This window comes from Shimazuella kribbensis DSM 45090 (assembly GCF_000428065.1).
GTDB classification, from domain to species: domain Bacteria; phylum Bacillota; class Bacilli; order Thermoactinomycetales; family Thermoactinomycetaceae; genus Shimazuella; species Shimazuella kribbensis.
Window position 1 is genome coordinate 291,660 of the sequence record NZ_ATZF01000002.1, and the last position, 15,524, is coordinate 307,183.

The following is a 15,524-nucleotide window of genomic DNA, read 5'->3' on the forward strand; positions in this document are numbered from 1 at the left end:
TCCCAGACACCTCATATTTTCATTGATTGCTATCTACTTGTTGCATGGAATCTTTATCAATTAATAATTTCCCTAAAACTGTTTGAACAATGAACCCAGTCAAAAAGCCGTCAAGGGATGAGACATTGGTAAGAGTAAATAAGGCCAAGCCCGTTGGAGATGCTAGGGTCAGATAATTAATCAGCATTCCTATCCCCCATGCAATGATCGAACGAGGTACAACTGACTTAGCCTCTAGTTGAAGGTCATATCGTTGGAACTCTCGTTTCACAATGAAATATTCCGATGCATAAATACCGCCTATCGGTGCAATCACAATCGCCAAAATATTTAAAAATGGAATAAATTGATCATAGATACCAAAAACAGCTAAGCTTGTAGCTATCAAACCTAAAATAAATGTTAACCATTGTTTTGAAATTTTCGAGAAAATTAGAGAAAAACCGAGCGAAGAAGAGTATAAATTCGTAGTATTGGTAGTCCATTGTGCCAGCGTTAATACAAGTATCCCTGGAATAGCCATTCCAAGAATGATAAAAATTTTCATCAAATCGTCAGTCCCCATAACCCTTGACAATAAAATAGCAAGCACAATCATAAAGCTATTGCCGAGAAAAATACCAAAAAAAGTCGCAATGATCGTATCTTTTTTACTTTTCGACCAACGAGAGATATCTGGCTGTGTCGTTGCTCCTACAATAAAAATACTAATGACAAGTGAAATCGCGCTACCGAACGTAAAACTGCCTGTATGCGGAAAATCAACGGGCAACGAATAGTTTTTAAGTGTTAAAAAGAGGGTTAACAGCATTAATCCTACTAGAAGTGGCACTGACCAAACACTTAATTTTTCTATGGCACGTATCCGATAATGGCTGTCGTCATCATCAGCAGCCCACCAATTATAGAAAGTATTTTTACGCCAAGGTTTATATGAAAAACTTCTAGTAATACAGTTTGTGCGTTGGTTGCAAAAAAGCCTACTTGTACACCAAACCACCCGAGTAAGGAAATACCGATAACAATGGAAAATACTCGAGCCCCATACTTTCCAAAAACATAACTTGTAATCATGGACGTAGAAAGGTTGGTAGAAGATCCAACAATTGCACATATCGTACATAAACTAGCTAGAAGAAACGACCCGACACAAACCGATATAATCGCTTGACTTAGCGGCATGCCTTTAGCTAATTCGGCTCCTAGGATAACCGAAGATAAATCAACCCCAATGGCTATTAATACCAAAAACATGGAATACCAAGATCGCTGTAATTCTTTTGGTACTGCCTCTCTTGCGTAGTCTGAACCAAATTGTTCCTTTTGCACAATGTCTCCCCCTTAAAAAGTTACTATATTTTCTACTTGAGCAAAAATGGATACAAAAAATAATAAGCGAAGATATTCTTGACTGCAGCGTTTTTGTGTTCTTTACAACAAATGCGGAAGGCACGCATATCGAGCGGCATTTGGAACAATACGTTAGTGGATTTCCTCATCTAGAGTGTAATTTTAAGTTTGATAGAACCCATTAGGATAGTTCTTCTTTTATATTGTCTGTGGTGATTCCATTCCAATAGACGCGCCAGACTTGCTCGACACGCTTTTTAAACTTGTCAACAGGATAAATTAACAATTCCCAAAAGATACCGTCAATTAAACAAAGAAAGGAAGCAATTAAATCATCGACTGATTGATCTTTTACTACTCCCTGAGTTATTCCTTGTGAAAAAATGTCTTTAAGTATATTACAAAGTATATCTTCCATCTCACTAAAGGTTATCTTCAGTTCATCCGTTAAAGCAGGAGGAAGGAAAATGGTAAATTTCGCAAACAACATCGTTTTTTCGGGACTACTTAATTGGTAATGACAAAGCTCTTTTATAATTTGATGAAGCTTGTCCTTAACTGATCCATTTGTTAAATTGTCGATGGAATCCTTGATATATAGGTAATAATCTTGCAACAAATCTTTGTAAACAACCATAAAGAGGTCTTCCTTACTTTTGTAAAAAGCGTAAATGGAAGGGGTTTTGATCCCAACCTCTTTCGCAATGCTGGAGAGAGTTGTACGTTCATAACCTTTCTCTGCCAATTGCCTGCAGGCAACTTCTTTAATTTTGTTTTTCGTCATCTAACCACCACCTAACTAATTTAGTTAGGCTTATCTTATTCGTTTTTTTGATAATAATCAATATTTGGATGTATTTGTCAGTCGAGTAAGTCATATTCCTCTGAAGCCATTTCCTTCTTGAGGAAATAACACATACCCATCAAGCTAAAAAACAGTCCCTCTAAAATAAAAAACAGAAAGCCAAAACCCCTTATATATCAAGGGGTTTTGGCTTTCGTTAAATGAGTGTCGATTATACTTCCATATTAAATATAGGTGTTTCCTTGGGTTTACTCTGGGTCACATAAGTGCATGAAGTCCCGTGTTTCAAGGGTTTGTGTTCACTTATGTGTATGTGGGAGAGCCCAAGGATTTTTAGTGTGTGGGCAAAATGTGGTCAATTGGGTTGGGTGTGTCAGGAAAGACTTATCTCTTTATTTGATGATTCCTTTAAAAGTTTATCCGGAATTGTTTCATTCATTCTTTGGAGTAATAATTTAAACGTTTCCCTGTCTAAGAAATTCTAAAGTCAGTAATTTCTATTCAGATGATGTTCTCTCTTCTGCACTTTGTGCCCAAGTAGAAACCTTGTCAGCAAGTTCATCGAACGACTCAGAAAAAGGATAATTTCTATCAAAAATATGATTCACCTCATTATAATGCATGTTTATAAACTCGTTTAATTCTTGAAAAGCTCTATTCAACTCTTGAATTTTGTCTTTTGCTTTTTCTTCCATTTTTCATTCTCCTCATCTTGGATTTAATTGTCTCATCGAAACAAGCAGACAAAAACTACCTGTCTAATTCATTTTAAATATAATTCTTAAGCTCTTGCTTTGGATTAGTAATCAAATTGCAATTCAATTTATTTTTGTAAAACACACTTATCTCTTAATTGCTTTTAAAAATGTTAGCAAAAAAATAGGCCATATGCAAAATTTCATTGTTTTAGGAATCATAATAATCATTGTATCAGGAAAGAAGTTAGAACTAAAACTAAATAATCATCAATCACATTAATACATCGAATTGAATGTTATCAGATAATGCGGCACTCTTAATTCTATATCATCTAACTTTTAATCAAGTATTTGTTTGCTATTAAAGTAGCTTCAATATATTTTCCAACTGTAAATACCCTGTGAAGAGGTGCAGGATAAATTGTATGTTTATTGAAAGTTAAATTTGCACGTCTCCAATAGTGAAGTTGTGTAATTGCGTCTTCAATTTCAGTTTCCTCCCATTCGTTCCCCATAGATAGGTACTCTACCAGATTCGGTTGAACAATTGGTTCTTTAGGGTTTGTAACTTTGGTGAAAAGGGTTGCTACTTGAGCAGTGTCAGATTTTTGGGATAAGCTATAATATACTCCGTCATGTGAAATAAAAAGACCAGTATCAAAGCAATAATCTTTTCCTACCACTCGATTATGATAATCTGATACATATTCCCCCGTAGTCATCCTTACAATACGAAGTCTTCCTCTTTGATTCTGTAATTCCGGTCTATTGAATTTCCAATTTCCTGAGATTAAATGTTTGTCTTGAACAGAAGGATAAAGCCTTGAAAGTGGCATACGGTCGAAAAGCACATACCATATACCTGATTGCTGCTTTAACACATCAACTATAGACTTTTCAATAAATGATTCCTTTTGTTGTGCTAAGTTACTAACAGACAAACTTCTGGTTAAACCATCTTTTTCTGTTATTAGTTCGGGTAAAGAACGCCAAACTCCATCATCACCTTCAATTCTAAAAGAAACCACACCATCATTATATTTGGATAAGAGGACTCTATTCTGATTGGAATACTTATTCGTAGTAAACGCGCTAATAAATAGCCAGTTCTTTTTTTGATCTGCCTTTTTAAGATTATTTGTAAACATTCCAAGATCACTTAACAAGTCTAGCAATACACTTTTGGATCTATGTTCTGGATTTTTTTCATTTTCAGGATATATAAATTGGGTTAATTGTCCTAATTCACGAAAAGATACACGAAGTGCATTTTTAGGATCTAAAGAAGGATTAGCAATCCAAGTATTTTTATGATTTATTTCTACAATAGAAGCGTCTACAGCTGAGATATCCTTTATTTTTCTTTTCATTGCTGAAATCGAACGGTGTGGATAATCTGGATCAAGATCAAAAACAACTCCACTATCCTGCACATGTTGGAAATTTAACAGAAAATCCCCTTTGTCGGATGTAACTTTAAACTTGCTACTATCAAGAGATTGAATTCCTTTTTTTATCTTATCTGTCTGTCTTAATAAACTATCATACATAAATTCAGACATGTGACAGTTTATCGTAATAGAACTAGCATCATTTCTTACAACAGGAAATGGTTCATAACCATGACCTTTCTCCTTAATTTTCAGGCTTCTAAACTTTGGTATTTGGTTAAGATCAGGAAACACTTGTTTAAAAATATCCAGAAGTTGTTTTCTTTCAGACAAACCCATTCCCCCTGTTGCAACTTGACCATTCAATGAAGATGCGTACATTGTAGGGTTATATAGTAGAAGTGCACAGATATCATTGTTTATATCTTGATACTTAGATGGATCATTTAATAACTCATTTATATCAAATGGATGTTCCAAGAACACATTCAGATTTTTTATATAATTGTGATCACTCCAAGTTAAAAAAGCTTCCTTTTCATTACTTTTCTTCTCTATTGTTAAAGGTATAAATGGACTTAATCCCTGACTTGCAATCCGTAACAAAACAGACCCATTCGATTCTCTACTAACCTGCAATGGGGTTGTAATAGGTGTCAATACATATCGATGAGTAGTTGGATGAATATATAAATATAGTTTATTTGGTTCTTTTGCTCTAGAATGAATACTAAATTCGATGCCATACGAAAAACCTTTGTATGGGCAAGTCATACAGCCATAACTTTTCCCTTTCAGCTTTAAAGGATAAAAAGAAAGCTCCCTATCAAATAGTTGAATCCCCATATTCGTTTCTTTATCTTTACTATAGTGCATTGCTTGAAATGGTTTAGCCTGTAAGGCAAATTCACGAGCAATATATGCTGGTAACCAAGTATAAATATTACCTTTCGTTAGCCCCAGTTCTTCCCAATCAGTTACTTTTTCTACTCTCCTCCATTCAACATCATCCATGTTCAAAGTATCTGTCACACCAAGCTTCTTAAGATGTCTCTGAAAATGATAGGTAAGAACATCTGGCTTTATCATACTAAAAGACACAATCATAGGCTTTACACCATGATAATTAGCTTCATCTAGTCCCATATAAAGCATATCGGGATACTGGCTTGTTAGCTCATTACGTAAACGGGTTAAAATACCTATTTTTATATGATTTCCAGATTTAGAGTCTGGCCATAATACTTTCTTCCATGATTTTGGAAGATAAAAATAATATATAGGCTCCGAAGGCCAATCAAACTCAGTAACATCAAAAACCATGGGTTCTAATTCATGTTGATCATTGATCATGGTATTCCAACTCCTTTTTACCTTCTTCCACTTGAAGCATTTTTTCCAGAGAATCAATAAAAGGTCCATACAATTCTTGAAATAACTCATTTTTTCTGTGTGGGAAGAACAACCGATACCAAGTCTCTAATAGTGAGGGAACATCAATATCAGAAGTAAAGCTTTTATCAATATAGATCACACGGGCAGGAGACCCATCACGAATAAGCCGTCCTATCATCTGCCAAATAGGTACAAACAAATACCATGCCAAATGTAGCCGATCAGTATCCGATAAACTGCTCCAATAGTCCGGTTTTGCGTACATTGTAGAAAATATAGCGTTGCATCGACGTCTCAGTTCAGACAATGCATCTTTCCCTACAAATCCTTGCCTTTTAATCGTTTCAGTTATATTAAAAACCCTTCCATGTAAATAAGACAAAATATAGCTTATATCTTTTGGAGGTGGGTAAGGACGACTAAGGAAAAAAACTGTCCCATATTTTGCTTCATTACTTGTCCCCAATAAATTAACCCCACGATTCATTGCGGATATTGGAGCAAGAAGAACATCGGTCTCTTTTGCAATTCTTTCAAGCTGATTCCTCGTAATTTGAACGTTTGGATGTGTCACTTTCCTTGCTAATGCCTTAAAGTTCCACTTCTGTTTCTCTAATTGCTGATCATCAATAAGGGTAAGAGTATCTTCATATGAATTAGAAACAAGCATTACTCCTTTTTCTTTTTCCCAAGAATGCATCTCTGCATCAATTAAGCTAGGTAATTGAGTAGCAACTTGTCGCAATGCTATTTTTCTCAATTCTGGTGGTTGCCCAGATATTCGAATAAAGCTACCTGTATTATCAACCAATGGCAAAAACTTCTGCTCGAGGGTTGATACCTTTTTATTTGATGTTAATAGCCATGTATGCGGGGTTTTCAAAGCATAGTGAGACGGTATTGGGGCCAATGTGGTTCCTGAAAGTAAAACAACACCTGGTCCTCTGCTTTCTCCACAATACATAAATAAGTCAGGTAACCGATAAAGCAATGTGCTCCCAATCGTTGAATACTCGATCAGTTTAAACACAAATCCATTTTGATTACTATCTTCAACAAGCCTGTAACCATACTTATAACCTAAAATAGGAGTAGGAAGATGTGGAAGGAGACGATATTTTTGGATTGTCGATGGAAGTTTTAAATTCAGCTCTGGTACATAACTTAATAGATAGGGATAATTATTGGTAATATAAGCAAAACTTGCTTCGAACCTGCACAACCATAAATAAAAACGCCACTCACTTTCCAATTGAACTACCTCATACTGATTCAAAATTTTTGTTACTCCCGAAAAGGAGTACAAATCTATTTTTTTATCAAGGAATAGTTCAATTTTATCTAACCAATTAGGTAGTTTTCTCCATACTTTTTCTTCTCTATATGGATACTCATTCCACGTTTGAAGAATCTCTATAAATTTGGTTGCATCTTTTTCTGATGAAAATAGTTTAGTGACTTTGTTAACTATTTTTTTGTACCAGAAGTGTTTAAAAGCTATTGAACTTTTTAGTTTTCGTTTTAATTTTGGGGATTTCAAGATAACTTGAAATAGATTTCGTGCAGAATCAGCTAATGCATCGCACTTTCTGGCATATGTTGTTATAAATTCACCATCAGGCTCATAGAACCCATGAATCGCCTCACGTACCTTCCTAACAAAATTTTCGATTAGATATCCACCATCTCCAAATAGGCTTAGATCATTGATAAATTGTTCATCAAACGTTTTTTGGACAGCATCCGCTTCATCAACGAAAACAACATCCAACTCTTCATAAAAAAGCTCATATATACTTGGATTATCTTTTCTAAGATTCTTGGGGATGGATGAATGGAGTAAACTAGCTGGAGTTGCAATCCAAATATCTGCTTTATCCAGCATTGCTTGTTGCTTATATATACCGCAATGTGTTGCCATAGGACATAGTAAAGTCATACTTTTAGTCTTTGTTTTGTATAATCGTTGGCAAGGATAATCATTATTAATCGTTTCATCTCCAGCTAATGCTTCTGCCAAACATACAGAAGAGATATCTTCAAAACTATCGTCATTGGCAATATCCTCTATAGAGAGATTCGGGCTAGATAAACGTTCTTGTTCATGTTTCTGACGTTCTGTTTTCCCAATAATAGTCGCAACTCTTAATCCCAAAGCTCTCAGTTCTTCTGTACGTTTCAAAAGATTTGCAACACTCGATTCAATAAATCCTGCTTTAATTTTCTTTTTTGTCACAAGTTCATAAGTAACTGCCAACATCCATGTAGATTTACCTGCACTCAATCTTCCAAGGATATGTATCAAATTAGAAAAATCCAAAGTCATTTGTTGCTGGTTAAGTGATACTAAGTTAAGCCTTTTGAGTCTTTCCACATAACTTGGCTCATAGCCGTTCTGTTGAAGAACTTTGTCCATTTTCTGACCAATTTTGAGCCAATCTAAATTTGCAGAAAGAGTGATCTTCTTCTTTTTATTTCTTTTTTTCACTTCTGTTTGTTTGTCATCTACCAAACGTTCCGGTATTTCAAGACTATATAATTCATCTCTTGTTGGGCGATTATACATATATCTTTCTTCTGGTTTAGCAAATTCTATTAGTGTCTCAACTCGTAGTATTTTCTTTTGTAAGGCAGATTGATAATATTTTATTCTACTCGAACAACAAACAGGATCAACTTTCCGATTCTCTAATCGACCTTCCCTACTAATTGTATACAAGCAATATTTCTCTTCTACTGCTCTGTACTCTTCTAACGCCTTATTCCATATAGATTTATTTTGAAAATGATTGATAAGCAACCGCAATCGACGAAAATCATCAATATCTTCCTTATTTGGTAGAACCAATCTTTCCCAACCTTCAAATAAAATACTATAATCTTCAGCATCCCATTCTTGTAAGCCATTTATATAACATGTAAATAAAGTAAATTCTGTTTGCAAAAAAACATCACGCTTTTTTTTGCCCTCTTTCGTATCGTCGAAAGGTAATGCCTTAAAATAATTCGACCCACTTATTCCTTCAAGAAATGGAATAAAGTCTAACCGACTCATATAGATTTCTCCTTCTCCCCTAACTCTCGGAATAGCTGATTTTCCGAAACAACCTGAATTCGAAATTTGCTAATTTGAGTGTTTACTTGTTTCAAATAACTAGCATAGCCGTACTCATTAGGAACCACAAATTTTGCTTCATCGGTTTGAAAAGGTTCACGTTTCAAATCACTTAAGTGGTTAATGTACCCTACTAAATGCCGTGGTTGTCTAAAACATTTGACATCTAAATCTAGATTGCCATTTTCTAAAAAAATTCGTATATCAAACTCATCTTTATTAGGGTATAGTTCCACTTTATATTTCTCAGATAATCGTTGGTAAATCCTATTTTCTGGCAGTCCTGGTACTAAGATAAATCTATGGATACCTGAAAGTAGACGATATACTTGATCTTCTGAAGAAAAATCAAATTCGTCTGGTGATTGGAGTGACCATTTAGATAAGTAGTATCCTTCCATTTCATTACATACATTAGATCGTCCACATCGCCATTGACCATTGTATTTTTTTAAACTCCATCCACAGTATGGACACTTTTTATACATATACCATTCATCAAAAGGCTCATAACAAGACAAATATTGCTTTCTTATAAAACTATCTACTATCTTCCCAGCAGTTTCCGTTAATGTTTTTTGATTAATGACTGCCAAATCAGGATTTGTTAATAAACTTCTAAAAAGAACATATCCATGTTGCTCATCTTCCTCACGACAATAGGATAAAACTTTTAATACTGGACGTTCTTGAAAATCCTCTGGTAAACCGTAGGCTTCAAGAAACCATTCTGCTTCACGGCTCAACCCACCTTCTTCCCATAAGGGCGATACTGGATCAAATATATCATTTTCACTTAACCATTGTTCTGAAGGTTCTATCAAATAACGTAACCACTCATTTATACCCAAAGCTGGATATTTACCCTTTTGTATTAGGTACTTAGTTAAACGTTTTCGTGCCACTGTAACTATATCAGGCATAACTAATTTATCTGAGTTTAAATAAGCATTAAACTGGATAAGTGCTCTTACCTGTATATAGATTAATTCATGTAATTGATTCAACACTACAACATCCCTTAAGATTTTATTTAGAACGAATCGGATGAATCCTACTCAAATATTCGACGGAATTCCTATTCATCCTCTGTTGATACCACTTAAGACACTATGAAACAAATTACTTAATAAGTTCAATGCATTTCTTATGGAATCCCCATCATGCCAAATGATTTAAGTGATCGAGTAAATATTAGTTCAATTGTTTTCAAAAAAGAAAGCAACAGGTGAAAGAAGTTCACCTGCCGCTTAAGTACTAAACCAATCGAGAATAATCATGACTAGAATCCAATTATCGAGGAAGACAAACTCATCCTTAATCCACTAGAATGACTATTTGAAAAATTCCTTCCAGATATATCTTTTATAGAATTTGCAACATTTTGCTTAAATGGTATTCCTGAATTAGGAAATATAGTTCGTTTATTGAATCAAAATTATATTGGCAAGTCTTTTACTTCCCCAAATAGTAAATGTCGATCTCTTGGCTTCATTCTAAAACAGTGTCCTTTATCTTTATAACCCGTTCCGTCAGACTTTACCCTTCCTCTCCAATCATAAGTGACAATCCCCTGTTGAATTAATGATGTGAATTGATTAAATATCGGACTTTGTGTAAGTTGAACTGAAACATATTTAAAATGTATTTTTCCATCGATAATTTCCTCATCTACTAATAGCCACATTGTTTTTGGATGCTTCGCCAATAACCGCTCTTTTAAACCGGAGAATCTCCAATTACATGTATCCTCTTCCTGACCATTCATAAGATATTTCTGATGAACGAGTTGTTTTTCCTCATCAACACCTAAAAATAATCCCTGATTATTAGGTGTATTTTTGACAGTTACATAAAGATCATAAAAATCTGGATATCTAGCAGTAGAATACCCATATCTGAGCATCATATCTGCTGCTTTAGTAATTTTGCTAATATCCCAATCTGGTGCTTTACTAAATAAAGTATCCATATTCTTAGTTTTCAATCTCTTGGTCTTAAGTTCAATTTTTCCCATATAGTCCGCAGTAATCAAGTTATTTGGTTTAACTCCTAAAGCCTTCTCTAATGTTAATCCAGCATCTTTTGGGTTGGGTTTGTGTGGTGAAATGCTCTCGATCCAGCCAATTCCTTTTAATATAGATATTTTCTTTCTTAATTCTTCTACTAGAGTATCATCATAATCTCCAAAGAAAGAACGAATAGATTCCTCAAAACACTCATGCTCTAGTAAAGGAATAGCAACTAGTTTATTACTATAAACTGTAAAATAAACCAGATCACCACTATTTACAATGCTTTTGAAAGAATATATCCAAAATCTTGGGTCACCTTGTTTTGTTTTTGGACGGTATAGACTAACTTGCCTTTCTTCAATCATTGCGGGGCTAATAATAGTTATTTGTCGATATTCTTTTTCACCTTGTGTTAAAGTATCGTAATCAATAATGTCATTTTCCTTTAAAATTACCCTTAGTCCTTCCGATGCATCTATTATACTTTTCTTTAACATGGTTTCTGTCATACGAATTAATGTAAATTCATTTCTACAGTACTTTTGTATAATCTGTATCAGATTTTGTTCCTGTGTATTCGGCAAAAAGTATGCATTCATATATGTCTCCTTTTCTTATTCGTTCTTTAAATGATGCTTTACCAAGGTAACTTTTAGTGATAGGTTGGAATCTTCACACAAATATATTGATTAAATTTAAACTTACTATAATGTATAGACCACAATAAAAAGCCAGATCACGAAAAAAACCCCTGGACTTTAATCTTCTTTTTTAATATAATAGCAGCAGTAATATTTTACTAAAGGATGAGAGATTTAATGAAACCTATAGCAATTGATTTATTTTGTGGAGCTGGAGGTATGAGCGAAGGAATCCTTCAAGCTGGCTTCCATATCGTATTTTCAAATGACATCAATGAATACGTTGAAAAAACTTATACTTATAGACATGAACAACTTGGTTTAGTTCATGGTATCAATACTTTTTTCAAAAGAGCTGACATAAGAGATTTAAACAAACAAATCATTGTTAACTCTGTACTAAGCCTTGAATTGTTTAAAGGTAAGGAATTTCCTACAATTGATGCTATTTTTGGTGGACCTCCTTGCCAAGGTTTTAGTCGTGCGGGTTTAAGACGACGAGATGATCCCAGAAACATGCTATTCAAAGAGTATTTGCGAATTATCAATGAGATAAGGCCTAAGTATGTTGTAATGGAAAACGTAGAAGGATTCATGGATACCTGCCTAGATGGATACATCGGGGTTAAAGGTAGAGATTATCCAGATAATAGTTTACTACCAAACATACTTATGCAAGAGTTTAAAGATATCAAATATAAAGCTCTCCAACCGAGAATTTTAGATGCATCAGATTTCGGTGTCCCACAACGTAGAAAAAGGGTAATATTCATCGCTTATCTCGATGATGAGAATATTCCCAATTATCCAGAGCCAACAACTCCAAAAGAAACGGATAAAATTTCTGTCTTAGAAGCCATTGGTGATTTAATTGTTGATCCAGAAATTAAGAAACAGCTGATCAAATCAGATTCAATTTACCAAATCGAATCCCGATCTGGAAGAACCAAAAAAGTATCTGGCAACTCAATTCCTAATTTTGATCATCAATATAATCATGAACTCGCCAAACACAGCAGTATAATCAAAGAGCGCTTCTCTCTATTTATACAGGGGGAAACTACTTCCTCTCTCATCAAGAGGATTAATAACAACGGTATTGACCTCAGCAACTGTCCTCATTTAGTAGGTGAATGTAAACGACTTCTAAATGATCAATATACTACAGATGAAATTATTGATAAGTTTAAAGAAGGCAATCTAGACCGAGAGTTAATTAACGCTCTCCTCACAAAGAAAAGTAATCGTTATAGAATGGCTAGTCATTTAGTTGCCCCAACTATGGTAACATTGCCTGATGACTTTCTAGTTCCCTTTGAAAATCGTATACCAACTGTCAGAGAAATGGCAAGACTTCAATCTTTTGATGACAGCTTCATATTTCTCGGAAAGAGAACAACAGGTGGACAAAGGAGAAAGCAAGAAGTACCACAGTACACTCAAGTTGGCAATGCCGTTCCACCTCTTTTAGCTAAAGCTATTGCAATGGAAATAAAAAAAGCTACCAAAGCAAAGAGGGTACACCTAATTACCTAGGGGTGCCTTTTTTGCTTTTTCACTTGTTGACCCTTTCTGGAAAATCCAACAAATCATTTTTCACCATAAAATATTCTCAAAATATTTTCTTGATCAGGGACATTCGTTTGTTTAAATGATCGAATAAATGCTTCTTTATCATAGGATATTGGTTTCAAACTAACTCGAATGGATTCCCCTTCTATCTCCAATAAAACATATCTAGCAAAACTCTGATGATTACATCCTAATGCCTCAGGACTGACAAAAACTGTTTGATTGAACTGAAAATGATAGGACTCATGAAGATGCCCAAAAAGTACCGCATCAACATATGTTGTATCTTGAAAAATCTTCTTTACTTCATTCATTGGGACTGGATACTGATTACTTGTAGAAGTATACGGGTTTTCACTAATAGGCACATTCAATTTCTCTGGCTTGATGTGAAAATGTGTAAATAGGAGATTTTGGTTTTCAAATTCGCACATAATAGTACGTGGTAATTGTAAGAGTTTTGGAATAAATTCTGGTCTAAGTTGATCTGCTATCCATTGATGATGAGACTTCTCTTGTATATATGGGTACTGCTCTTTTTTTATCAAAGCCATAACCGCTTCCTCATGATTGCCTAAAATCATAGAAACATTTTCTCTTGAGAATAAGGTCTCCAAAACTTCATTTGTATTTGGTCCTATAGCAATCATATCCCCCAAACAGTAAATATGATCAATATGGGGATGCTTGTCATCAATCTCTCGCAAAACAGCTTCTAAAGCAGGATAATTTCCATGGATGTCCGTTATAACGACAATGGTATGCAATTTTTCACCACATTTCTACCTTAGGGTACCTGTAAATAAATCATTATCGAATAAAAATACCCCAGTTGCTTTGTAACCACTCAATCTCATAAAAAAATCGTTGTGGGACTACACTACACTTCTCAATATCTGTTTTTATCCACCAAGGGGCTTCTACTGTCCATAGTAATCGAAGTGCCCATCCTAAGTCGTTCAACTCAAAAGATGGAAACCATCCTTGGTAACCTTTTAAAAAAGCAGCTAACTTCCCCTCATCTAAACCATTTTCATCGATGCAACCTGATAATGTTGCACGAGCCACGTCTAGTTCTGGGTACACATATCTCATTCGATCAAAATCTAAGATTGCTGAGAGATGATCATCTTGAAAAAGCATATTATCAAGATGTAAATCCCAGTGAGCCCAACCACGAGGACAAAGTTGAAATAGGGTAAAATCAAGGTGATCCAAGATCTCTCATTGTTGCTCCAGTGCAGACAAAATTCGAGGGGTGCACTCTCCTTCTTTTGCTTGTTTGTATTGTTTTTCCCACTCATCCTGAATGTGTTCTTTGGATGGTGACCAATGAAAGTCACTGGCAGGTAGTTTACGAAAAGCAGCATGCATTTTACCTAATTCATAACCAAGAGACTGCATTTGTTTCACAGTTGCATGACTAGGCTTTACAAACTCTCCTTTACACACCTCCATGAATGAAAACAAAACTCCGTCTGGAGTTGTTAAAATATATTCTCCATTCCAAGTGTGGATTTTCGGACAAAGGACTCCTTGGTGTTGAAGTGTATTTTGGATCGCTAAAGCTTTTTTGACGTATGAAAGCTTTCCCAAGTACCGTTGTTGATGATACTGTTTTACAAATAATTTTTCGCCATTGGATAAGGTAACGATCCATTTTAAATTTTTACATCCTCGAAAAATCGGTTCCTCAGACTGGACTTCTACTGAAAACGTCGATTCCATTGTGAGAAAAATAGATCCTTGAATTGCTTTGATTTTTTCCTCACCTCCATTAAGCCCTTTTCGATAACATTTCTTCTAAGTCATGAATCCAACTACTTGTAGGTTGATGGTTTTGATGAGCAGATAGTAACCAATATTTTTCTTTAGCGTAGGTGCATGCAGCAAGAATTCATCCACATCTTTTGATCTTGGATTTTTTATTGAAAAAACAGTTGCCAACTAAGAGCAACATATGGGCGGCCAAGTACATCCAATTTGAAAAAATCTCTTTTCCTAATTTACTTACATTTCATTATAATATAATTTGTTCCTAATATTTGAAACTTCTATTTGAAAGGAGGATTACAATGAGGAATTTGTATAAACGAAAGTGGATTTGGATTAGCAGTGCCCTGTTTCTTCTAATTGGGATCACTATATTCATCCGTTCTCTCCCCATATATGAGGCCGAGGGAACTAGTATGGAACCTAGTATAAAAGAGAAAGAAGTCTACTATGCGAAAACAAAGGATACCTATTCACGAGGAGATATTGTCGTTTTTCATTCCAAGGAAGAGGGATACGACTTTATCAAACGAGTGGTTGGTCTTGGAGGTGAAACCATACAGATAAAAAACAATCAAGTATATATCAATGGATCAAAACTAATTGAATCCTATCTCAAAAAGAGCATTGATATGGAAGATACGGAACGAGTCAATATCCCTCAAGGACATGTTTTTGTTTTAGGAGATGATCGATCCAATAGTTATGATAGTCGACAAATAGGATCTATATCTATCACCGATATCATCGGATTTATTACACCATAGAA

Annotated in this window: 9 protein-coding genes and 2 pseudogenes; 2 read left to right on the plus strand and 9 right to left on the minus strand. The window is 34.8% G+C overall.

Annotated features, from left to right (window positions below; genetic code table 11):
• Positions 1-19: 19 nt before the first annotated feature.
• The 7 genes and pseudogenes from A3GQ_RS23430 to A3GQ_RS0104895 all read right to left on the minus strand — a co-directional run bounded on the left by A3GQ_RS23430 (position 20) and on the right by A3GQ_RS0104895 (position 11,368).
• Positions 20-1,254 (minus strand): annotated as a pseudogene (locus A3GQ_RS23430) (cytosine permease).
• 277 nt (positions 1,255-1,531) lie between these two features.
• Positions 1,532-2,134: a TetR/AcrR family transcriptional regulator gene (locus A3GQ_RS28190; RefSeq protein ID WP_028776100.1), complete on the minus strand. Its 603-nt coding sequence runs from the start codon at positions 2,132-2,134 to the stop codon at positions 1,532-1,534.
• A gap of 518 nt (positions 2,135-2,652) precedes the next feature.
• Positions 2,653-2,850, minus strand: coding sequence for a hypothetical protein (locus A3GQ_RS0104875; RefSeq protein ID WP_028776101.1), 198 nt, complete (start codon positions 2,848-2,850; stop codon positions 2,653-2,655).
• Between the two features lie 335 nt (positions 2,851-3,185).
• The gene (locus A3GQ_RS0104880; protein WP_028776102.1) at positions 3,186-5,597 is read right to left on the minus strand and encodes a pPIWI_RE module domain-containing protein; all 2,412 of its coding nucleotides are present in this window, start codon (positions 5,595-5,597) and stop codon (positions 3,186-3,188) included.
• A complete protein-coding gene (locus tag A3GQ_RS0104885) occupies positions 5,587-8,694 on the minus strand; it encodes a pPIWI_RE_Z domain-containing protein (RefSeq protein WP_028776103.1) in 3,108 nt (1,035 codons plus the stop codon). The genes A3GQ_RS0104880 and A3GQ_RS0104885 overlap by 11 nt, the downstream gene beginning before the upstream one ends.
• Complete coding sequence (locus A3GQ_RS0104890; RefSeq protein ID WP_028776104.1) at positions 8,691-9,761, minus strand: restriction endonuclease-related protein; 1,071 nt, start codon at positions 9,759-9,761, stop codon at positions 8,691-8,693. Before A3GQ_RS0104890 ends, A3GQ_RS0104885 begins: the two co-directional genes overlap by 4 nt.
• Positions 9,762-10,192: 431 nt before the next feature.
• Positions 10,193-11,368 carry an MvaI/BcnI family restriction endonuclease gene (locus A3GQ_RS0104895; protein ID WP_028776105.1) on the minus strand — a complete coding sequence of 392 codons (1,176 nt, stop codon included), beginning with the start codon at positions 11,366-11,368 and terminating at the stop codon, positions 10,193-10,195.
• A gap of 219 nt (positions 11,369-11,587) precedes the next feature.
• Between A3GQ_RS0104895 and A3GQ_RS0104900 the strand changes: the two genes are divergently transcribed.
• Positions 11,588-12,946, plus strand: a complete 1,359-nt coding sequence (locus tag A3GQ_RS0104900) for a DNA cytosine methyltransferase (RefSeq protein ID WP_028776106.1) — start codon at positions 11,588-11,590, stop codon at positions 12,944-12,946.
• 53 nt (positions 12,947-12,999) lie between these two features.
• On the opposite strand, the gene A3GQ_RS0104905 is transcribed toward A3GQ_RS0104900, so the two are convergent.
• Together A3GQ_RS0104905 and A3GQ_RS28350 are read right to left on the minus strand one after the other, a co-directional pair.
• Positions 13,000-13,749, minus strand: a complete 750-nt coding sequence (locus tag A3GQ_RS0104905) for a metallophosphoesterase family protein (protein ID WP_028776107.1) — start codon at positions 13,747-13,749, stop codon at positions 13,000-13,002.
• Between the two features lie 43 nt (positions 13,750-13,792).
• Positions 13,793-14,710, minus strand: a pseudogene (locus tag A3GQ_RS28350) (phosphotransferase).
• A 347-nt stretch (positions 14,711-15,057) separates the two neighbouring features.
• On the opposite strand from A3GQ_RS28350, the gene lepB reads away from it, so the two are divergent.
• Complete coding sequence (lepB, locus tag A3GQ_RS23435; RefSeq protein WP_051271214.1) at positions 15,058-15,522, plus strand: signal peptidase I; 465 nt, start codon at positions 15,058-15,060, stop codon at positions 15,520-15,522.
• Positions 15,523-15,524: the final 2 nt, after the last annotated feature.